23 protein-coding genes are annotated in these 18,872 nt (G+C 55.7%); 6 read left to right on the top strand and 17 right to left on the bottom strand.

What is annotated here, in order from left to right; translation table 11 throughout:
• Nucleotides 1-46: 46 nt before the first annotated feature.
• The 3 genes from IDH45_RS19715 to IDH45_RS19705 all read right to left on the bottom strand — a co-directional run bounded on the left by IDH45_RS19715 (nt 47) and on the right by IDH45_RS19705 (nt 1,841).
• Nucleotides 47-352: a YtxH domain-containing protein gene (locus tag IDH45_RS19715; RefSeq protein ID WP_190929840.1), complete on the bottom strand. Its 306-nt coding sequence runs from the start codon at nt 350-352 to the stop codon at nt 47-49.
• Between the two features lie 82 nt (nt 353-434).
• Nucleotides 435-692 carry a GlsB/YeaQ/YmgE family stress response membrane protein gene (locus IDH45_RS19710; protein WP_190929839.1) on the bottom strand — a complete coding sequence of 86 codons (258 nt, stop codon included), beginning with the start codon at nt 690-692 and terminating at the stop codon, nt 435-437.
• A 405-nt stretch (nt 693-1,097) separates the two neighbouring features.
• The gene (locus tag IDH45_RS19705) at nt 1,098-1,841 is read right to left on the bottom strand and encodes an IclR family transcriptional regulator (RefSeq protein ID WP_190929838.1); all 744 of its coding nucleotides are present in this window, start codon (nt 1,839-1,841) and stop codon (nt 1,098-1,100) included.
• A 345-nt stretch (nt 1,842-2,186) separates the two neighbouring features.
• On the opposite strand from IDH45_RS19705, the gene IDH45_RS19700 reads away from it, so the two are divergent.
• The 3 genes from IDH45_RS19700 (at nt 2,187) to IDH45_RS19690 (ending at nt 5,335) form a co-directional block, all read left to right on the top strand.
• Nucleotides 2,187-3,164 carry an alpha/beta hydrolase gene (locus tag IDH45_RS19700; protein ID WP_190929837.1) on the top strand — a complete coding sequence of 326 codons (978 nt, stop codon included), beginning with the start codon at nt 2,187-2,189 and terminating at the stop codon, nt 3,162-3,164.
• 106 nt (nt 3,165-3,270) lie between these two features.
• Nucleotides 3,271-4,455 carry a Fe-Mn family superoxide dismutase gene (locus IDH45_RS19695; RefSeq protein ID WP_190929836.1) on the top strand — a complete coding sequence of 395 codons (1,185 nt, stop codon included), beginning with the start codon at nt 3,271-3,273 and terminating at the stop codon, nt 4,453-4,455.
• Between the two features lie 256 nt (nt 4,456-4,711).
• Entirely contained in the window at nt 4,712-5,335 is a 624-nt protein-coding gene (locus IDH45_RS19690) for a GNAT family N-acetyltransferase (RefSeq protein ID WP_190929835.1), read from the top strand.
• Nucleotides 5,336-5,441: 106 nt separating this feature from the next.
• Here IDH45_RS19690 and IDH45_RS19685 read toward each other — a convergent pair whose 3' ends face one another.
• From IDH45_RS19685 to IDH45_RS19635, 11 genes are all read right to left on the bottom strand, one after another.
• Nucleotides 5,442-6,314: a hypothetical protein gene (locus tag IDH45_RS19685; protein ID WP_190929834.1), complete on the bottom strand. Its 873-nt coding sequence runs from the start codon at nt 6,312-6,314 to the stop codon at nt 5,442-5,444.
• Entirely contained in the window at nt 6,311-6,763 is a 453-nt protein-coding gene (locus IDH45_RS19680; RefSeq protein ID WP_190929833.1) for a flavodoxin, read from the bottom strand. The genes IDH45_RS19685 and IDH45_RS19680 overlap by 4 nt, the downstream gene beginning before the upstream one ends.
• A 174-nt stretch (nt 6,764-6,937) precedes the next feature.
• Nucleotides 6,938-7,297, bottom strand: a complete 360-nt coding sequence (locus IDH45_RS19675; protein WP_190929832.1) for an antibiotic biosynthesis monooxygenase family protein — start codon at nt 7,295-7,297, stop codon at nt 6,938-6,940.
• 455 nt (nt 7,298-7,752) lie between these two features.
• Nucleotides 7,753-8,346, bottom strand: coding sequence for a GTP cyclohydrolase I FolE (gene folE / locus IDH45_RS19670; RefSeq protein WP_190929831.1), 594 nt, complete (start codon nt 8,344-8,346; stop codon nt 7,753-7,755).
• 39 nt (nt 8,347-8,385) lie between these two features.
• The gene (locus tag IDH45_RS19665; RefSeq protein ID WP_190929830.1) at nt 8,386-8,598 is read right to left on the bottom strand and encodes a YneF family protein; all 213 of its coding nucleotides are present in this window, start codon (nt 8,596-8,598) and stop codon (nt 8,386-8,388) included.
• A 157-nt stretch (nt 8,599-8,755) separates the two neighbouring features.
• Nucleotides 8,756-9,787 (bottom strand): HD-GYP domain-containing protein, encoded by a 1,032-nt coding sequence (locus IDH45_RS19660; protein WP_190929829.1) that lies wholly within the window; start codon nt 9,785-9,787, stop codon nt 8,756-8,758.
• 76 nt (nt 9,788-9,863) lie between these two features.
• On the bottom strand, nt 9,864-11,039 hold the full coding sequence (gene queG / locus IDH45_RS19655; RefSeq protein WP_190929828.1) for a tRNA epoxyqueuosine(34) reductase QueG: 1,176 nt from the start codon (nt 11,037-11,039) through the stop codon (nt 9,864-9,866).
• Between the two features lie 10 nt (nt 11,040-11,049).
• Complete coding sequence (gene rnhA, locus IDH45_RS19650) at nt 11,050-11,487, bottom strand: ribonuclease HI (RefSeq protein ID WP_190929827.1); 438 nt, start codon at nt 11,485-11,487, stop codon at nt 11,050-11,052.
• Entirely contained in the window at nt 11,488-12,084 is a 597-nt protein-coding gene (lepB, locus tag IDH45_RS19645; RefSeq protein ID WP_190929826.1) for a signal peptidase I, read from the bottom strand. It lies immediately after the preceding gene.
• A gap of 1 nt (nt 12,085) precedes the next feature.
• The gene (locus IDH45_RS19640) at nt 12,086-12,637 is read right to left on the bottom strand and encodes a DUF402 domain-containing protein (protein WP_190929825.1); all 552 of its coding nucleotides are present in this window, start codon (nt 12,635-12,637) and stop codon (nt 12,086-12,088) included.
• Between the two features lie 176 nt (nt 12,638-12,813).
• The gene (locus tag IDH45_RS19635; RefSeq protein WP_190929824.1) at nt 12,814-13,242 is read right to left on the bottom strand and encodes a GNAT family N-acetyltransferase; all 429 of its coding nucleotides are present in this window, start codon (nt 13,240-13,242) and stop codon (nt 12,814-12,816) included.
• Between the two features lie 669 nt (nt 13,243-13,911).
• Here IDH45_RS19635 and IDH45_RS19630 point away from each other — a divergent pair.
• On the top strand, nt 13,912-14,526 hold the full coding sequence (locus IDH45_RS19630; RefSeq protein WP_190929823.1) for a superoxide dismutase: 615 nt from the start codon (nt 13,912-13,914) through the stop codon (nt 14,524-14,526).
• Between the two features lie 213 nt (nt 14,527-14,739).
• Nucleotides 14,740-14,901, top strand: a complete 162-nt coding sequence (locus tag IDH45_RS19625) for a hypothetical protein (RefSeq protein WP_190929822.1) — start codon at nt 14,740-14,742, stop codon at nt 14,899-14,901.
• Between the two features lie 198 nt (nt 14,902-15,099).
• On the opposite strand, the gene mutY is transcribed toward IDH45_RS19625, so the two are convergent.
• Nucleotides 15,100-16,251, bottom strand: a complete 1,152-nt coding sequence (gene mutY / locus IDH45_RS19620) for an A/G-specific adenine glycosylase (RefSeq protein WP_317891240.1) — start codon at nt 16,249-16,251, stop codon at nt 15,100-15,102.
• Nucleotides 16,252-16,353: 102 nt separating this feature from the next.
• On the opposite strand from mutY, the gene IDH45_RS19615 reads away from it, so the two are divergent.
• Nucleotides 16,354-17,208, top strand: a complete 855-nt coding sequence (locus IDH45_RS19615) for an AraC family transcriptional regulator (RefSeq protein ID WP_190929820.1) — start codon at nt 16,354-16,356, stop codon at nt 17,206-17,208.
• 141 nt (nt 17,209-17,349) lie between these two features.
• Here the strand turns inward: IDH45_RS19615 and IDH45_RS19610 are convergent, their stop codons facing one another.
• Both IDH45_RS19610 and IDH45_RS19605 read right to left on the bottom strand, forming a co-directional pair.
• Nucleotides 17,350-18,381 (bottom strand): formylglycine-generating enzyme family protein, encoded by a 1,032-nt coding sequence (locus tag IDH45_RS19610; RefSeq protein ID WP_190929819.1) that lies wholly within the window; start codon nt 18,379-18,381, stop codon nt 17,350-17,352.
• Nucleotides 18,382-18,469: 88 nt separating this feature from the next.
• A complete protein-coding gene (locus IDH45_RS19605) occupies nt 18,470-18,757 on the bottom strand; it encodes a GNAT family N-acetyltransferase (protein WP_190929818.1) in 288 nt (95 codons plus the stop codon).
• Nucleotides 18,758-18,872: the final 115 nt, after the last annotated feature.

Raw genomic sequence — 18,872 nt, 5'->3', positions numbered from 1 at the left:
CCTGTTATCGTGATTCCGGCCCCGCTCCGGTTCCTTCCACCCGTGATTAGCGCCAAAGCAACCCCCTGCGCGGCTTTGCCTTGCGCACCCGCAGCACCGAACGGGCCATACCCCGTGCGAGATCCGACCATTCGGACGCGTACCCGCTTACTTGCTTGACCGCTTTTTGAGTGCTGTAGGATGCATCCTTGGCCCATTCGCTCGTAGTATCGCGAAGATCCTGGGCTCCGCGTACAAGATCACGGCGAAGCCTTTTGCCTGATTTGGGAGCAAAAAGCAAGGCGGCCGTCGCTCCCACCATTCCTCCGATCCATACCGCTTTCCAGGAACCTTGCAGATTGCGTTTGCTCATTGCGAATTCCTCCTCAATAGGTTTGTATCGCGTTATCCCATCGTTCATTCTGCTTGCCGTATAGGATTTATCCGGTTATTCGCTAGGCCGACTTTCGAATCGCTTGGGACAGCATCCCCAGCAGTAATACGAACAATGCGGCGCCGACAATGGCCGGGATGACTGCAAAACCGCCAATGACCGGGCCCCAACTGCCAAGCAGCAGCGATCCGAGCCAGCCGCCGGCAAATCCGGCAACCATCGCTCCGAGCATACCGCCCGGCATCCGGTTTTTCACAAGGGCGTCTCCGATCGTCCCAATTAAAATGGCCATCACGATACTGATCAAGAGTCCCCACATGCGATCTCCTCCTTCTTGTTGATGAAGGCCGCCTACCGTTTATTACCCCGGCATGCCACGCATGAACCAGCCCAATACCGCCACTCCGCGGCGCCCCGTACAAAAATAACCCTACTAAGCGAGACCTCGGCTTTGAAGCGAATCCGGCTGTTTCTCGTAAAACCGGAAACTGCCATGCTTGGTTGCTAAAGTAAAACGGTCCGGAACAGGGTGTCGTGACGGTCCTTTGGCATGCAAACCCATACGTTGGTGCATGGAAGGGAACCGGTACCTTCGCTCCAACTCAAAAAACCGTCCCTCCATTCTGAAGAGAGACGGTTTTTTTCCATATTTCCCCCATGCATCCAATACCGATCACGGCCCAGGTTCCATAGATACGAGAAGCGTACTAACCTTCTCCTAAATTCACTTCAGCATTTTCCCCATCCGGTTCGCGCCTTCGATGATCAGCATCGCATGCTCCTTCATCTTCTCCAGCGTCAGCCGGTTGGAAGGGCCCGATACGCCAAGTGCGGCGACGAGCTTGTGCGCACGGTTGTAGATCGGAGCCGACACGGCGGCCGCGCCGGGTTCACGCTCCTCGATGCTGGTCGCATAACCCAACCGGCGTATGTCCCCCAGTTGACCGACGAAAGCATCCCGGTCTGCGGGCGAAGCCCATTCCAGCTCCTGCAGCAGCTGCGCCTGCTCATCCGGTTCGGCGAAAGCGATAAGCACCTTGCTTGAAGCGCCCACGCTGAGCGGCAGCCGCGCCCCGATCGGAGCGACCCGCCGGATCGCCTGATTGCTCTGCACCGCCTGAATCCGGATCCGCTCATTCCCGTCGCGCACATACAGACTGATCGTCTCACCGAGCGAATCTCGCAGCCGTTCCATCTCGGGCTGAAGCAGGACTCCCGGATCGTCGCTTTGCGACATGTTGGCGGCAAGCTCCCAGATCCGGAAGCCGATCCGGTACTTTTCCGTCTCCGCATTGCGGACCAGATAACCTTTCCCTTCCAGAGACGCGAGCAGCCGGTGGACCGTGCTCTTGTGAAGCTCGGTCTTGGCGGCGATCTCGGTGAGGCTCAGCTCGGTCTCGTCGGTGAACAAGGATAAAATATCGAGCGCCCGTTCCACGGCGCGTACGGTCAGCTTCGTATCGTCCATCTTCGATTCGCTCCACATGTTTCATTATATGAAACTCAGTTTTAATTCAAGTATACCTTATCCTTCTTCGGATCGTAAAGAGACTCCGGACTGCCTTTTTCTACACATTTCCTATCCGGCATCTATTGACCAACAGGCCTGTAAACGAATACTATAGAATTAAGATAACTACTTACGTGTATACGATTGGATTCTTGCCCCTACCGCCGGCCTGCGCTTGCCGGAGCGAGTCTCCTTTCCAATCGGCACCCTGTCCCTGACCGCAACGATTGTATCCCGATCCAAGCAGAGAACCTCCCTTATTACGCAACTCGAAGTGCATCATCGATCAAGGAGGGATACCCCATGGAGACGACCCACGTTTCATCCACAACTTACAACACACCTGTATTTGAAAACGCTAACATTGGCAAATCGTACAAAAAGCTATTTATGCTGCTTCCCCTTGCCTTGCTGATCGTTCTGTGTACCGGAGCGATCGTCGCTTTCCACGGTTATATCGCCTGGATGCTCGGCCGGCCGTCGATCGCTCCGCTCAGCTCGAACCCGATGAAGGCCGCAGGACTGGCCTATGACGACATCGTCTTCACGAGCAGCGACGGCGGCAGCACGCTGGAAGGCTGGCTGATTCCGGCGGCCGGCTCCGACCGGTCGGTCATCTTCTCCCACGGTTACGGCGGCAACCGCGAAGAGCTGTGGGTCCCCTTCTACAGTCTCGCCAAAGAGCTGAACAAACAAAACTTCAACGTTCTCCTGTTCGACTACGCTTATGTAGGTACGGATATGTCCGTGACGGGAGGCGTTCGGGAGGCGCTGGAGCTGCAGGGCGCCATCGACTTTTTGAAGAAAATCGGGACGAAGCACACGTACGTATGGGGCTTTTCCATGGGAGCGGGCACCGCTTTGCAGACGGCGCTGTACAGCAAAGACATCGAAGCGATGATTCTCGACAGCACCTTTCTGCTCGAGCCCGACACGCTTTACCATAACATTAAAAATCAGGTCGATCTGCCCCGGTTTCCTTCCTTGCCGCTGATTCGCCTGTTTTTCCCGATTATGAACGGCACGAGTATGAACCAGATTCCGTATCAGGATGTCAAACAAAAAGAGTACCCGATACCGATCCTGTTCATTCACGGCATGAAAGACTCCAAAGCGCCGTATGATATCGCGCAATCGATCTACGAGAACCAGTCCGCTCCGAATACCGACCTGTGGCTGCTTCCCGAAGGCCGGCACGAGCTGATTTACAAAGCGAATAAAAAAGAATACGTTAAGCGGACGATGGCGTTTTTTAACACTGCGGCGGCGCGCCAGCCGTAACCTCCTTTGCCTGTAAGATCGCTGCAGGATCGCCGATTTCCCGCATAGGCCAACTTCCCTTCCGAATACACTGTATAGGATACAGCCTCTATAGGGAGGGAAGACCATGTTAGTCGTATACGGCTCGCTGATGCCGCTCAGACTTCTGGAGGAAATCCGTTTCTGGAAAATGCAGGAGAAGGAGCATACCGTCGTCATCCGCGAGCTTATCCCGAATTTGGAGCAGCCGTATGTGCAGTTGCTGGAGCAGTGGGAGCTTGTCTTTGCACAAACCGAGGCCGCCGCGAACAAATGGATCGAAGCGGTCATTCGGTCCAATATGACGATAAGCCCGGAGCTGTGGAAGCATGTCGAAGCTTTGCTGCAGCGCTCCACCGCCCAGTCGACGGAATTTATCAAGCAGCTGTTCGGCATGCTGGAGAGAAGCGCTGCGGTCCGCAGCGTACCAACCGCGCCCACGGTCATTCAGCACATTATCCGGGAATCGGAATATTTCCTCGGCATCCTGCAATCGATCCTCACCGCGCCGGCGTTCCCCCCGTCTTCCCATCCGGTTCCGTCCCCTCAGCCTCAGCCTCAACCTTCCCGCAACGAGGAGCAAGCAGACCGGGAGGAGCCGCTTACGCCGGAAGGCGTATGGACCGATTACACGGCTGCCGCAAAACCCATACCGATCGGCGGTCATACCCTGCCGCCGCTTCCTTATGCGTATAACGCGCTTGAACCGCATATTGACGAGAAAACGATGCGGATTCATCACGACAAGCATCACCAAACCTACGTAGACGGCTTGAACAAAGCCGAGAAAATGATGGAGCAAGCGCGCAAAACCGGCGATTTCGACCTGATCAAGCATTGGGAGCGGGAAGCGGCATTTAACGGGGCGGGACACTACTTGCATACCCTCTTCTGGTACGTGATGGCTCCAAAAGCGGGCGGCAAGCCCACAGGGGCGATCGCGAATCAGATCGACCGCGACTTCGGCAGCTTCGAATCGTTCCGGAAGCACTTCTCCGCAGCAGCCGACAAGGTCGAGGGGGGCGGATGGGCCGTGCTTGTCTGGAGCCCACGCAGTCACAGGCTCGAGATTTTGCAGGCGGAGAAGCATCAGAATTTGTCGCAATGGGATGCGATCCCGCTCCTTGCCCTGGATGTCTGGGAACACGCTTATTATTTGAAACATCAAAACGAGCGGCCCAAATATATCGAAGCGTGGTGGAACGTCGTCAATTGGCCGTACGTGAACGACAGATTCGTCCAGGCGTCCAAATTGAAATGGCGGCCGTACTGACGGAAGCGGCGCTCCGGAACGGGCCCCGTTTCTAAGCCGCAGCCGTGAATACAGGTCAGCTCAGGCTCTCAGGCACCCATCCGCCGTTGTCTGCCTTTTCTGTCCGAATGATCCGAAGAGTCTGCTCCCTTTCCCGATTGGCCTGGTCATTTCGAGTGAAATCGGATCTTTTCTTCAGCCTTCCGTTCCGGTACGATCATAGAAATCCCGGACATAAGAGACACGTTTTCCGGACTAGGGAAGGTGGCGCCATACAATGAACAGACTATACCAACCATTAACCGGAACAGCCGTACGGCTTGTACCGATGGAGCGTGCGCATGCGAGCGCTCTGTACGAAACCGCCCGTGCTCCCGGTGTCTGGACCTATATCCCTGTACGCATGGAATCGCCCGAGGACATGCAGCGGCTTGTCGACGAAGCTATGGCCGAAGCGGAACGCGGTCACACGCTGCCCTATACGATCATGGATAGCGCAGACAGCCGGGTGCTCGGAAGCACTCGGCTGTTCGATTTATCCGATGAAAATCATTCCCTTGAACTTGGCTGGACATGGCTGACCCCAGGCGTGTGGCGGACACGGGTTAATACCGAGTGCAAGCTGCTCCTGCTGACTCATGCCTTCGAGACGATGGGCGCTAACCGCGTACAGATCAAGACGGATTCGCGGAACGAGCGCTCCCGCCGGGCGATCGAGAGGATCGGCGCCGTCTTCGAGGGCGCTCTGCGCTGTCATTATATTTTGCCGGACGGCTACGTTCGCGATTCGGTCTATTACAGCGTCGTATCGGCGGAATGGCCGGAAGTAAAGCACAGGATGGAGCACCTGCTTACGAGCCCTCCTTCCTCCAGGCGGCAAGTAAGACTTGTCGGCGACTAAAGGAACGGATGAACCTCTGACCGGCAGGGGTCCATTTCACAAACCGTTATACCGTATATTACTTTCGCTGGATCGGTTGTATATATATCCTAGGAGCCAAGATGCACTAATTCAGCTGCCAGCGGCTGGTCGGTTTCGCCGCTTGGCTCCCTCCGGCATGCGTGTAATCCGCTTTATGCCTGCATTTGCGGCAAACGTTCCGTCTCCGGTGCATATGCCCCGTCTCCTCTTCCTCCTGAGCGGCGGTTTCCGTTTCCTGGGCATATTCCCGGAGCAGGCGGATATAATCCGCCGCCTTCGCCACCTCATCCGCCTGTGGGCGGAACACGTACTTGCTGCCGCTCAGCACACCGAACACCTCGATACGTCCGGGCAGCTCCTCGAACGCTTCGCTGCAGAACAGGACGGCCAGATGGCGGAAGCCGGCAATCACATCGGGATCATCATCCACCAGGTACTTCCGGATCACATAAGGCAAATCCGGACGGTCGTCGTCCCGGTACAACACCTGCACGATGAACGAAACTTCCGCTTGCACCGCTTCGATATGCGTACGGTACGACTCGAATACGATCAGCGGCCGGATTGCGCCGTTCTGCTCGCCGTGCAGCAGCTGTTTCAACGCGCTTACGGCCCGGTACCGCACCTGCCAGTAATGATCGGCGGAATCGAACTTGTAAGTCCGGTTCGTCCACCGGCGGTCCGCCGACCGTTCGATCGAATACTCCGACCGGTGCTCCGGGGGGAGGCTGTAATAATCGTTAACCAAATGACAGACCGAATATTGGACGAGCTGCTGCCAGCTTACCTCCGTACCCAGCATCGCCGCGGCGCCGGCTTCCTCATCCGCTTTGCGCTTCAGATAACGGGACGGGCAGCGCAGCAGCTCTTCCAGCTTGTAATCTTCGATCAGCGCCTCCTCGCCCTGCTTTCGACCGAGCTCTTTATACGCTTCCAGTCCTGTCGCGCGTATCATCATCCGGACACACCCGCAGCGGCAGCAGCCACCCGTCTTCCCAACTCGCGGCACGCCTCCTTCTCCAGCTCGGACGGATTCAGCTCCACCTTCAGACCTTCCGCAGCAAGTACCGCTCCGCAGCTCAGCAGCTTTTCCTCCAGCAGATTTACCGCTTTGCCGAATTCAGGATAGGAGGAATCGGCCGAGCCGAACGCCGCCGACGGTTTGCCCGATAAATCGACGTCGTCCATCTCGTCATAGAAATCGAGATATTCATCCGGCAAATCCCCGTCTCCCCATGTATAAGCGCCGAGCAATACCGCGTCATAATCCGTAAGCTCCGAGGCATTCGTATCAAACACGTCTTTCAATACCGCCTCGGCCCCTTGCCCGCGAATCCCTTCCGCTACCGCATCAGCCATTTCTTCCGTGTTCCCGGACATGCTCGCAAATACGACAATAACCTTCATCCTGTCCGCTCCTACCCTTCTCCCTTGATCCGATGATCCTTGCCGGAGTCATCCTACATATCCCATGCCAAATTTATGTACAATCGCGCAGCTTGGATGCTCTGGCCCGCATATACAGCTTCAACAAAGCAATCCGGACAGCCAGCAAAATCAATGCCGTTAACCGGGTAGTCGTCACAGCCGTACCTCCTTCCTGTTCCCATCCGATGCGTACATCTCAAGCAAAGAAAGCTCGTTCTCGCGTTTCATCCATATATCGCAGCACGAGCACTCGTAGCGGACGATTCCGGATGGCGGCAGCTCGGAGATCACCGCTCCGTACCAGTCGCTGCATACCTGATCGAACTGCTCCGACGTCAGGTCCCACCGGCTGGTGACGATACATTCCTCATACTCCTCCGGACTCCGGGCGGCTAATACTTCGATCGACGACCATTTGCCGTAACCCGCCTTCGACTTGAACTTATCGATGCCGCTAAGCATCCGTCCGCTCAGCCCGTGCTTCAAACAGATCCTTTGAACAACGGCGATCACATGCTCATCCTCCCAATCGAAAGTTCATACTGCCCGCAGCTGAAAGTAGCCGGTCCACACACGGCATTGGCCCTTATCTCGCTCCCTTTCGCCGGCCCGAACCGGTATCCTAAACGCAAATGGGCTCGGTACTGTCGAATCCCAAACGATAACCCGACAATCTATCCAAACAATCGCAACTATATAAGCAAACAATTGATAACGATTCTCATTATAATGATAATGATTTTCATTGTCAATAATAATTTATCTATATTCTACTTCCGCCTTTCGTTCATTATGCTATCCCTGGCCCTGACGAAGACCCGATAACGGGCATACAAAAAGACGCTCCCACCTCACTGTTACCCAGTGAACGGTAGAAAGCGTCTTTTGCTCTTTGCTTTTGCTTTTGGAATTGCTTTTGGTTCCGGCCATCGCCGCAAGCGAACGCCCGGGAATGAGCCGCGCTCCTCTCATTCCTTCACAAGCGACAAAAACTCCGAGCGCAGCGCCGAGTCTGTAGCGAACCGGCCGCGAACGCCCGATGTAACCGTCTTGCTGCCGGGCTTCTTCACGCCCCTGGAACACATGCACAGATGCTCGCCTTCTACGATGACCATGACGCCTTGCGGGTGAAGCACTTCCACAAGAATATCGGCGATCTCCGACGTAATCCGCTCCTGCACTTGCAGCCGCCGTGTTACGGCCTCCACCAGACGGGCGAACTTGCTCAGTCCGGCGATCTTTCCGCTAGGCAAATAGCCGATATGGATCTTACCGAAAAAAGGCGCCATATGATGCTCGCACTGGCTGTAATATACGATATCCTTAACGATAACGAGCTCCTCATGCTTCTCGTCGAACGTCACGCCCAGCACTTCCCGGGGATCTACGGAATAACCCGCGAAAATCTCCTCGTACATTCTCGTTACCCGGGCGGGCGTCTCGATCAGCCCTTCGCGGTCGACATCTTCCCCGATCAGCCGCAAAATTTCTTTCACATGATTCTCGATCAGCTCGCGGTTCCGTCCAACGTTATCGTTCTGGTATTCCTTGGTACCTGCCATTCGCACCCCTCCTCCTCGCTTGCGCGGGAGACGCAGCAATTATTTCCACTTCTGGTTTTTCATCATGTGCTGCATTTGCTGCATCTGCTTTTTATTCAAATTGTAGCCCATTTTTTTGGCCATCTGCTGCAGCATCTCCGGATTCGACTGCATCGCTTCCATCTGCTTGCGCAAATAATAAACACCGATGAAAAAACCTCCGACCAGACCAACGATCAACGTTACGATCGGAATTACCCAATTCCACCACATTCCAGCGTCACCCCAACATTTGTTCGTAAAAACTCCCGAATACACTTCATCATAACGAAATAAGCCGCTCTTAGCAAGCGGTACAATGTGCCGGATTCGGCCCCGCTTTTCGTGCAGTCGAGCCGGCTTTTAAGATAGATCCGGCTCGGGTCAGGCGCTAGAGCAGCACATTTTCTACGAACACGGTCGTATGTTTGGCGAGATCCACTTCCTTGACCTCGATATGGTCGTCGTTTTGGCTGACGACGCGGACAACCGGACGGCCGGGCAGCCCCCGGTGCTGTCCGACGACGACGCCGGTCTCCCTCGTCGACAGCCGGACCGAGGAGCCGGTCGGATAGATCGAGACGGTGCGCAGAAAATGAATCAGCACCTCCCGGTCGAGCTTCGAACCCGCCAGTGCCATCATATGCTCGCAGGCCTCGTGCGGAAGCATTCGTTTGCCTCCGGCCGGCTGCTTGAACTGCAGATTGTCGAACATGTTGGCAACCGCCACGATTTTGGCGTACAGATGAATCTGGTCGGCTGCTACTTTCCGCGGCAGCCCTTCCCCGTCCGGTGTCTCATGATGCTGCAGAGCCACGTGCGCAATTAACAGGTTGAACTCCTGCTTCTGCTTCAACACCTCGAAGCCCCGCCACGTATGATGACGCTTCGGATCGGCCGAGCTGTCATCCGTCAGCTTCTCCACCTTGCCGATATCGTGCAGCAGGGCGCCGATCGCCAGTTCCTTGAGCTGCTGCGGGGTGAGGCTTATATTGATGCCGATCATCGTCGACATCATACATACGTTTAAGGCATGCACGTACGATTCGTTATCCTGTGTGCGAATGTCGGAGAGCTGGATCAGCACCTCTTTGTTCCTCATCACGTCTTCCAGCAGCTGATCGACGCTGATGCTCACTGCGCGGGTATCGAACTGCTTGCCCGAGCGGATCGAGTCGAACGTCTCCGTCATTTTTTTCAGTACGCCCCGTCTCGTCTCCTCCGACAGCACATCGGGAATCTCGACGTCTTCGAACTGGGGATCTTTAATATAAATCATCGTTGCCCCGATCCGGTTCAACGTATTGATCATGTAGACGGTCAATTGCACACCCTCGGACAGCAGCACTGCTCCGGAGCTGGAGAAGATCGTTTTCCCCAGAAATTGTCCCGGCTCCACCTGATCGATGCTAATGTATCTCATGATGCGCCCCCTTCCAGCATAAAAACTTCATCCGCCCCTTCATTCGGGGCGTCTATGAGCGCACTTCCGAAAACGGTTATACGTCCCCCTCCTCCAGTTCCTGAAGAGCGGAGCCAATCCGCTCGGCCGCTTCGGGATGGCTCTCCCTCGGCCAAGCGCGCTTAAGCGCCTCAAGCGCTTCCGTACCGCCTATACGCCCGAGCGCCCACGCCGCCGTCCCGCGAATTTCCGGCCTCTCGTCCTCCAGCAGCAGACCCGCGAGCAGCGGCACGGCTGTCACGTCCTTGAAATTGCCCAGCGCGATAACCGCGTTGCGCTGAATCGGCTTCTTTCCGCGCCACGAGGCGGACATATCGCCGTAAAGCTCGCGGAATTGCTTGTTCGTCATCGACAGCAGCGGCTTCAGGAGCGGCTTCACCTTCTCCGGGTCCGGCTGCAGCTCGGGCTGATGCGCCCAGTGCTTCCCTTTGTTCACAGGACAGACGACTTGGCACGTATCGCAGCCGTAGAGCCGGTTGCCGATCTTCCGCATCAGCTCGTCCGAGACGAAGCCTTTGGTCTGTGTCACGAACGACACGCAAAGACTCGAATGCAACTGCCCCGGACCTACCAGCGCCCCGGTCGGACATGCGTCGATACAGATCGTACAGTCGCCGCACTGATCCGTAATCGGCTTGTCCGGCGGGAACGGAATATTCGTAATCATCTCGCCCAAATAAACCCACGATCCCCATTCCGGGGTGATGATCGCACAGTTTTTGCCGCTCCAGCCGATCCCCGCCCGTTCGGCAACCGCACGATCCGCCAGCGCACCGGTATCGACCATGCTCTCGGTACGGGCGTCCGGCACCCGCTCCCGGATGAACGCCTCAAGCGCCGCCATCCGTTTGCGCAGCACGCGGTGATAATCCTCGCCCCAGGACGACCGTGAGATGATCCCCCGGTAAGCGCCGGGCTCCGACCTGGGCGGGTTCACCAGCTTGGACGGATAGGCGATCGCGATCGACACGATCGACTGCGGCTGCTCCAGACTAAGTGCTGGATCGGTACGCTTGTCCAGATCCGGCTCCTCGAAGCCGGATTCGCGCCCGAGCTCCCGGTGGCGAAGCAGGATTTGCTTCAACTCTATAAAAGGCTCCGCAGACGCGAAGCCAATCTTGTCGATTCCAAGCGAGGGCGCAGCCTCGCGTATATCTTCTTTTAGTCTTGCCCAGTATTCCCAGGTACCGGGCGCCTTTCCCGCGTCATCCATGGCGCTCACCTCATGTCAGGCGCTTGATCGCTTCCCGAGCCAAAAAATCGCAATGATTGTTGAACTCGTTGTCGCTATGTCCTTTAACTTTAATATACTCCACCTTATGCGTTTCCATTAATTGAAGCAGTTGCTTCCACAGATCCTGATTTTCCACCGGCTGCCCTTTGCTGTTCTTCCAGCCGTTCTTCAGCCAGCCCCGGAACCAGCCCTGCTTGAAGCAGTTGACCAGATAGGCGGAGTCGCTGTAGAGCTTTACGGTGCACGCTTCCTTCAGCGAGCCGATCGCTTCGATGGCGGCCAGCAGCTCCATCCGGTTATTCGTCGTATGCTTCTCGCCGCCGGACATTTCCTTACGGTGCTGGCCATAAAACAGAATGGCTCCCCAGCCTCCGGGACCGGGATTGCCGGAGCATGCCCCGTCCGTATAGATCATGACGTCCTTCACTTACAAACCTCCCATTTGATCGATCGGCCAGAGGATGAAGTCCGCACGACCTTGAATCGCCTTCTCCGATACCGTGCCAAATATGCGGCTGTCCTTGCTGGCGTTCTGGTGCCGGTTATCCCCCATTACAAAGTAACGGCCTTCCTCGACTACGACCGGTCCGCGATCGCCGTCTTCGATCTTGATGTCGGTATAGGGCTCGGCCACCGTCTCTCCGTTCACGTACAGCTTGCCCCCGCGAATCTCCACTTGATCGCCGGGAATCGCTACAACCCGCTTCACCAGATACTGCTTCTCTACCGACTGCATATCGGGGTCCTTCAAGATAACGACGTCGCCGCGGTTCGGATGCCCTACCAGGTATACGAACTTGTTGACGAACAGCCATTCCTTCTCCCGGAGCGTAGGCTCCATCGAATGACCCTTCACCGTAGACAAATTGAACACGTACAAATTGAGCAAAATGACAATGACAAGTGCCACTGCAATCGATTTGGTCCAATCCCACAATTCCGCCGCCAAACTTTGTCCCTTCGGCTCCTCGGCTGTTACCGCTGGTGCCGTCTCCCGTCCGTCCTGGCTTTCAAAAGTGCCCATGTCACACCCCCGGCCCTTCGTTTCTCCACAGCTCGTAGTAGGCAAGCACCTGATCGTTGCAAAATGGCGGTCCTTCCCGTTTCAGCCGCGCCAGCAGCGATTCGAGCCCCCGCTTCACCTTGCGCTCCACGACATCGGAGTAATGGTAATTGTGCTTATGAAGCTCGTATTCTTCCTGATCGACGATCTGAATCGTGCCGTTCGGCGTGCGGATGACATCCAGATCATAATCGATGTAAGTAATGACGCCTTCATTCACGTAGGGAGGCGAAGCGATGTTGCAATAGTAGCGGATACCCTGATCCTCCAGAAGCGAGACGACGTTGTACCATTCCCCGGGGATAAAAAAAGTGACCGACGGAATCTTGCTCGTCCATTCCTTGCCGTCCCTTTCGCGGATCGGCGTTTGAGAGTTAATCAGCGCAATCATCGATTCGGCCCGATGCTCCGGGGCAAGCAGCGCGTCCGGAACCCGCCAGTTCTGCATCCACATCCGGTGAAGATGACCGTCATGCTTGAAGCTTTTAATTTGATATGGGGAATATGGATTCATAGTAAGCCCTTTCTGACAACTACTCCTATTATATATCGTCCACCCGTTATTGTCTTTTTAATAAATCTCGAAGTGCGTTCTTAAAAAAACTCGTTATGTAATACAAAAGCATATCTCTTCGCCAAATGCAATGGCTTCAAGATATGCCCCTAGAAACGCCGATAGGCAGACGACTGTTACCGGCCGCTGACGATTCTTAAATGACGGTAAGAACGGGAAAAATGATGGTCGGTGTAGCCGACCGCTTCATAAACAGGGAGAATCGGTTCGTTGTGTACGTCCACCGTTACGAGAATTTTGCTGACCTTCCGCTGCGTGAACTTTTTCTTCAGGCCGTTAATTAAAGTCTTGCCGATCCCTCTGCGCTGGTGCTCCTTCGCTACGGCTATTCGGTAATAGTATCCTTGATTGCGTTGATCGATCGTACCGATAATAATCCCGGCGATTTCGTCGTCCACTACAGAGACGAGAACCAGCTCCGGATCTAGAGACAGCTGCTTAGCAAAGGCATCCATCGTTTCCTCGCAGCACGATTCGGACAACACTTCGCTAAATAGAGTCGTAATCGACGCATAATCGGACAATTGGAAAGGTCGAACGAACATCTTGGTCTCTCCCCGTTTTGTTTTTTGTAAACGATAAAGAATGGTTCACTTCGATCAGAAGTTTTTCTTGTAACGTAACAAATACGACAAAAATCGAGGAAATCCTTCCTAAACCTTAACAAAACCTTAAAAAGTTTCGTTTTTTTCGATATTTCGTGAGAAAACGCTTTACTGAGAGCGATTTCACTTCCTTCTCAGGAAAGAGTTGCTTGCAATCGCCGGATGAAACATGGGCATTCCTGTGCGATCTGCTCCGTGCCGCTTCTATCCGCTGCTTCTATTTGTTGCCGGGCATTAGTTCTTTTCTCCCGGATATGGTTCGGAAGGGCTACGGCGCACCCTCTTAAGCAGGAAGTTCTAATAATTAAAAATATGAAAGCCGTTTGGAAAATATACGAGTCATCCAAACGGATCTAATATCGGCCGCCGTCATCCTGAAAAATCCGGTTCATTCCGGCCCGTCCGGTACGGCCCCGGCTCTTCAACCGGACAGCTGCAAATCGCGGATAACGCCGGTTCATTTTTTGTCGATTGTGGGCATAATGGAAGAGGACCCCGGAGCAACTTTTCAAACATAAGTGTTTCACATGTATATTTAGTGTTGATTTACGATCCAAAATGAGGGATAATAGTCTTTGTACAAATCCAATATTTAGGGAGGGCTTACTAATGGCACACCAATTGCCACCACTGCCTTACGCTAACAACGCGCTTGAGCCTCATATCGACGCTCAAACGATGGAGATCCATCACGACCGTCACCACAATGCCTACGTTACGAACCTGAATGCAGCGCTTGACAAGCATCCGGAACTGCACGACAAATCGCTCGAAGATTTGATCGCGGATCTGAACGCTGTACCGGAAGCGATCCGCACAGCTGTTCGCAACAACGGCGGCGGCCATGCGAACCACTCCCTGTTCTGGACGACGATCGGCCCGAACGCAGGCGGTCAGCCTACAGGCGCACTTGCTGCAGCGATCGAGAGCGAGCTGGGCGGCTTCGATAAATTCAAAGAAACATTTGCAGCAGCCGGCGCTACCCGTTTCGGCAGCGGCTGGGCGTTCCTTGCTCTCAGCGCTGACGGCAAGCTGAAAGTGTACAGCCTGCCTAACCAGGACAGCCCGATCATGGAAGGCGAAACGCCTCTCCTCGGCCTGGACGTATGGGAGCATGCTTACTATCTGAAATATCAAAACAAACGCCCTGACTACATCGCCGCATTCTGGAACGTAGTCAACTGGGACGAAGTTGGCAAGCGTTACGACGCCGCCAAAAAATAATTCGCTCTAAGCGGACTCCGGCTCCCCGCCCGGATCGTTACTCTGCGTAACGTCCGGCGGGGAGCTTTCGTTTGCCGATAGAGCCGCCGATCCGATCCGCTCCGCACGTTCGTTTCTCCTCCCGCTGCTTCAGTCCGGGCTTCGCATGTTTTGCCGGTTCTCCGAATACAATGTAGCGAATCCCGATGAACCTAAGAGAGGAACGAAACCGGTATGTCCAAATCGAACCGCGGAAAAGCGCTCTGGAAGCTGCCCTCCAGAGGGCGAGGAACATGCCCCGTCTGCCGGGCCACCCGCATCAAGCTGCTGTATACCCGAACGCTGGAGAACGGCGCCAAAGCCAAAGTATGCAAACGATGCCGCGTCAGCGCCTGATGCGATCCCAGAGCTTATCCTACGGCTTCATCCGGCGTCACGAGCATCAACTCCCCTTTGTTCAAACCAATCTTCAGCTCTGAACTTGCACCGGTTAGAAGCGCCGCTATCGCAGCCTGAGGCGAGCAGCGCAAAGAGGCTCCGCATCCCGCGACGAATTCGCGCCGATACGCAGCCTCTTTGGCTTGTCCCGCCGGTTCAGCTTCTGTAGCTTCCTGCTTGTTTTAATATTTTCACGAACACGTTCGGCAGCGCGTACTGCTCCAGCTCGCGTTCACCGAACCAGAGAAACACGTTTCCGTCGTCGGAATCACCTGCTGCGGAGCCGTTCTCCGCCGCCCTGCCGGCCAGTCCGGCAAACCGGCAGCGATAGACGCGCATCTGCCAGTGGATGTGGCTGAACGTGTGCTCCGCATCCATCATCGGGGCCAGCGGCTCCACCTCCAGGCCGTGCTCGCTCGCCAGGCTTTCACTTAGACAACGCATTGCCGCTTCGTCCGATTCCGGGCCGAGCGCCGCGATCGTCTCTGGCAGCAGAACGTGCGGCAGCTCCCACATGCGGGCGAGCAGCCCTTCCTTCGGCCGCTGGCGGGCGAGCACTTTGCCGGCGTTCTCTCCGGCGCCCTCGATAAACGCGACGGCGCGCTTCTCCGGACGGGGCGGCTTCGCTTTCGTTTTGACCGGAAGCGCGTCCACCGCCCCTTCCATCCGCCCCGCGCAATGCTCTATGACCGGACAAGTCAGGCAATGCGGCGATTTCGGCGTACACACCGTTGCGCCCAGCTCCATCAACGCCTGATTGAAATCGCGCGCCTCCCCTTCGGGGATCAGTTCCTTGGCGAGCCGCTCCATCCCGATCCGCGTCGCAGGCTTGGCAATATCGTCGCGAAGCAGGAAGTACCGGGACAGCACCCGCATCACATTGCCGTCCACGGCCGGCTCCGGCTTGTTGTAGGCGATGCTCAGCACCGCTCCCGCCGTATAAGGCCCGACGCCCTTTAAGGAGGAGATCTCCTCCTGCGTGTCCGGCACGCGCCCGCCGTAGACCTCCTTCACTTCCCGCACCGCCGCCTGCAGATTGCGCGCCCGCGAGTAGTAGCCGAGCCCTTCCCAGGCTTTCAGCACTTCCTCCTCCGGAGCGTCCGCGAGCGCCTCGACCGACGGAAACTTCTCCACGAACCGGTGGAAGTACGGAATAACGGTCTCCACCCGGGTTTGCTGCAGCATCACTTCCGATATCCATATATAGTACGGGTTGCGGCTTCTCCGCCAGGGCAAATCCCGCTTATGCACGTTGTACCAGTCCAGTAAATGCTTGGAAAAATATTGTTTTGCCTCCGTCGTATCCACTCGAATCTCCTCTTTCGTCGCTGTCGTATCCCGTTTCTGGTATGATTGATCTTGTTGTTGATCCGCAAGAAGCTTGCGGGTGAAAGGAGCGTAGGTTTTCGTATGCTGACACCGGGGGAAATAGCCGCCAGGCTGAACCGGCTTGTCTACTCCATCGTGCTGATCGGTCATCAAAAATGCGAACCCACCTGGGCGCATCCGATGCGCTCGATCAAGCACCATTCCTTTTGGCTGATCGTAAAAGGCAAAGGGACGTTTACCGTCAACGGTACCCATTACCCGGCCGAGCCCGGCAAGCTGTTCTTTTTCTCGCCCGGCATGCTGGTGGAGCGCCGCACCGATCCCGAACAGCCGATCGAATATTACTTTTTACGTTTTCATTATACGGAAACGTACGAAGAGAAGGAACAGTGGATTTCCCGCTGCTCTGCGGAAAGTCCGTTTCCGCTGCAGGGGATGTACTCGCTGCAAAATACGCCGCAGTTCATCTATTTGATGGAGCAGCTGTTCGTTCTGTGGCAGCGGCGGGGTCATATAACGGCGATGCGCCGCAAAATTTTGCTTCACGAATTTTGGCTGGCGCTGCTGCAAGATTTTCGCGCACAGAAAAATGCCGGCGACACGACCGCGGCCATCGAGCATACGCAAGATTACATGGTGCAGCACTACCAGGAGCCGCTAACGCTCGAATCGCTGGCCCAGCTCGCCGGACTGAGCGTCAGCCACTACTCGCGCCTGTTCAAGAAAGTAATCGGCTACAGCCCGATCGACTACCTGACGCATCTGCGGATGGACCGCGCCAAGGAGCTGCTCGTCTTGTCCGACTACCGGCTCAAATCGATCGCCCATAGCGTAGGCTACGGAGACGAATTTTATTTCAGCCGCATCTTCAAAAAAGTGGTCGGCCTCTCCCCCCGCGAGTACGCCAAGCGGCATCGGGTCGATACGGTTCGGTGAGCTGGCAAGCTTTGCTTGGCGTTGCAGGACGGGGGCAGCCGCCTATGTCGACATCGGTTGTAACAGCAAAAAGACGGGATCGTTTCCTCTCCCGTCTTTCTAAATAATCAGTTATGATTTTGCGGTCTGCACTCAACCCTGTCAGCGCTCTGACAACCGGACAATCCGCCGGTAACGGGAATGCCCCTTCAAGTCCTCCCATTCCGCTTCCGTATTGTAGGGATCGCGGTAATAGACGGCGGCCGCAGGCAGATAGCCGGCAACGGGGCCCATTCCCCCGCAGATCATACTGCCGCCGTCTCCGCCTTTCGGCATAAGGCCGCTGCCGCCCTCCGTCAGCTCGTACTGATAAGGATCTCCGGCGAAGATCAGCCCGAACGCATTGGGAAGCCCCAGATCGTAGGGACGCCCGTCTCCGCTCCGTATCGCGCTCCCGTCGGCCTCGGCCTCGTCCGCCTCCAGCTCGCTCAGCTCTTCGAAATACTTCAGCTTCATGCTGTAATCGAAACTGTCTCCCCAAGGAAACAACGTACGGCAGCCTCCCCCGTACATATACTCCCACTCGTCCTCCGTAGGCAGGCTGAAGCCTCCCCGAAAAGCATCCTCCCTCCACTGCTCGCAGGTGACATCTTCCTCATACAGATAGACCCGTATGTCCCCGTTCACCCGTTTCAAGCGATAACTCTCATATACCTCGTACGAGCCAAGGTCAGACTTTTTAAACCGCTCCATCTGTTCCGTCATCTCGGAATCGTCCAGCGCCGGAACGTCCTCCGCCGAAATTTCGCGCCATCCGGCGGAGTGTGTCTCGCATTCGGCCAGCATAGGTCCGATCACAACTTCCCGTACCGGCGTCATCTGCTCCTGGAGAAACGCGTCTACATCCTCCACGCCGTTTTCACCGAACGCATCCAGCAGGTCTTCTCGCGTCGCCTCGTCCATCCCCTGCTGCCAACCGTTCCATCCCAGCCTCACGACATCCCCCGGCACAAATACGAACCGGCGTCCCTCGTACTCGAACACACCCGTTTCCACACTTGTCCCATACCGTTCGAAAGTTTCCAAGCCTATGTAGGCGAAGCCCGGGGCGAGTTCACCGGACAGCCCCCGCATGATGCCGTCCTTCGCTTCTCCGGACAAGCCGTTCCATCTGTCCCGTTTTAGTTGATTCATCCCTGCACTTTATCCTTTCGGTCCCAAGGTAAAAGAGCTTTCTCGTCAAGCTTTCTCTGCATCTGCAAATGAATGCTTCTCTTGATGGCTACGGCTTATATCGCTCCAGGTACTCGGAACGGACCATGCCGTACAAAGCCAAATCCTCGTAGTGTCCCCACTTCAAAACATGCTGCCGGTATACCCCCTCCGGTTTCATCCCGATCTTGACCATCACTTTGGAGGAGGCCGGGTTGTTGGTCATCGCGGCCGCATGCGGGATTGCAAGCGTTGTGCGCGCCACTTCTTGACTGCCAGCTAGCTGTTGAACCGCCGCCGCATCGGATAATTCGAACATCCGGAGATCCAATCGCGCGGTCTCCAATTTTAACGTCATGGGTAGACCTCCATTCCATATATCTCCATTATAGTAGTTTCGGCGGCACGAATATATCCTTTTTAGTCGATCGCGCTTCGTACCGTCCTCCGAAATTGACTTCACCGTCTGCAAA

This window comes from Paenibacillus oceani, from assembly GCF_014705615.1.
In the GTDB taxonomy this organism is placed as follows: Bacteria; Bacillota; Bacilli; order Paenibacillales; family NBRC-103111; genus Paenibacillus_AB; species Paenibacillus_AB oceani.
Note: the sequence above shows the minus strand (reverse complement) of the source record. Positions and strands in the feature narration are given on the sequence as shown.

Excerpts from the sequence above, each read along its gene's own strand:
- IDH45_RS19715 (WP_190929840.1), bottom strand. The coding sequence starts at position 352 with ATGAGCAAACGCAATCTGCAAGGTTCCTGGAAAGCGGTATGGATCGGA.
- IDH45_RS19710 (WP_190929839.1), bottom strand. The coding sequence starts at position 692 with ATGTGGGGACTCTTGATCAGTATCGTGATGGCCATTTTAATTGGGACG.
- IDH45_RS19705 (WP_190929838.1), bottom strand. The coding sequence starts at position 1,841 with ATGGACGATACGAAGCTGACCGTACGCGCCGTGGAACGGGCGCTCGAT.
- IDH45_RS19700 (WP_190929837.1), top strand. The coding sequence starts at position 2,187 with ATGGAGACGACCCACGTTTCATCCACAACTTACAACACACCTGTATTT.
- IDH45_RS19695 (WP_190929836.1), top strand. The coding sequence starts at position 3,271 with ATGTTAGTCGTATACGGCTCGCTGATGCCGCTCAGACTTCTGGAGGAA.
- IDH45_RS19690 (WP_190929835.1), top strand. The coding sequence starts at position 4,712 with ATGAACAGACTATACCAACCATTAACCGGAACAGCCGTACGGCTTGTA.
- IDH45_RS19685 (WP_190929834.1), bottom strand. The coding sequence starts at position 6,314 with ATGATGATACGCGCGACAGGACTGGAAGCGTATAAAGAGCTCGGTCGA.
- IDH45_RS19680 (WP_190929833.1), bottom strand. The coding sequence starts at position 6,763 with ATGAAGGTTATTGTCGTATTTGCGAGCATGTCCGGGAACACGGAAGAA.
- folE (WP_190929831.1), bottom strand. The coding sequence starts at position 8,346 with ATGGCAGGTACCAAGGAATACCAGAACGATAACGTTGGACGGAACCGC.
- IDH45_RS19665 (WP_190929830.1), bottom strand. The coding sequence starts at position 8,598 with ATGTGGTGGAATTGGGTAATTCCGATCGTAACGTTGATCGTTGGTCTG.
- IDH45_RS19660 (WP_190929829.1), bottom strand. The coding sequence starts at position 9,787 with ATGAGATACATTAGCATCGATCAGGTGGAGCCGGGACAATTTCTGGGG.
- queG (WP_190929828.1), bottom strand. The coding sequence starts at position 11,039 with ATGGATGACGCGGGAAAGGCGCCCGGTACCTGGGAATACTGGGCAAGA.
- lepB (WP_190929826.1), bottom strand. The coding sequence starts at position 12,084 with ATGGGCACTTTTGAAAGCCAGGACGGACGGGAGACGGCACCAGCGGTA.
- IDH45_RS19640 (WP_190929825.1), bottom strand. The coding sequence starts at position 12,637 with ATGAATCCATATTCCCCATATCAAATTAAAAGCTTCAAGCATGACGGT.
- IDH45_RS19635 (WP_190929824.1), bottom strand. The coding sequence starts at position 13,242 with ATGTTCGTTCGACCTTTCCAATTGTCCGATTATGCGTCGATTACGACT.
- IDH45_RS19630 (WP_190929823.1), top strand. The coding sequence starts at position 13,912 with ATGGCACACCAATTGCCACCACTGCCTTACGCTAACAACGCGCTTGAG.
- IDH45_RS19625 (WP_190929822.1), top strand. The coding sequence starts at position 14,740 with ATGTCCAAATCGAACCGCGGAAAAGCGCTCTGGAAGCTGCCCTCCAGA.
- IDH45_RS19615 (WP_190929820.1), top strand. The coding sequence starts at position 16,354 with ATGCTGACACCGGGGGAAATAGCCGCCAGGCTGAACCGGCTTGTCTAC.
- IDH45_RS19610 (WP_190929819.1), bottom strand. The coding sequence starts at position 18,381 with ATGAATCAACTAAAACGGGACAGATGGAACGGCTTGTCCGGAGAAGCG.
- IDH45_RS19605 (WP_190929818.1), bottom strand. The coding sequence starts at position 18,757 with ATGACGTTAAAATTGGAGACCGCGCGATTGGATCTCCGGATGTTCGAA.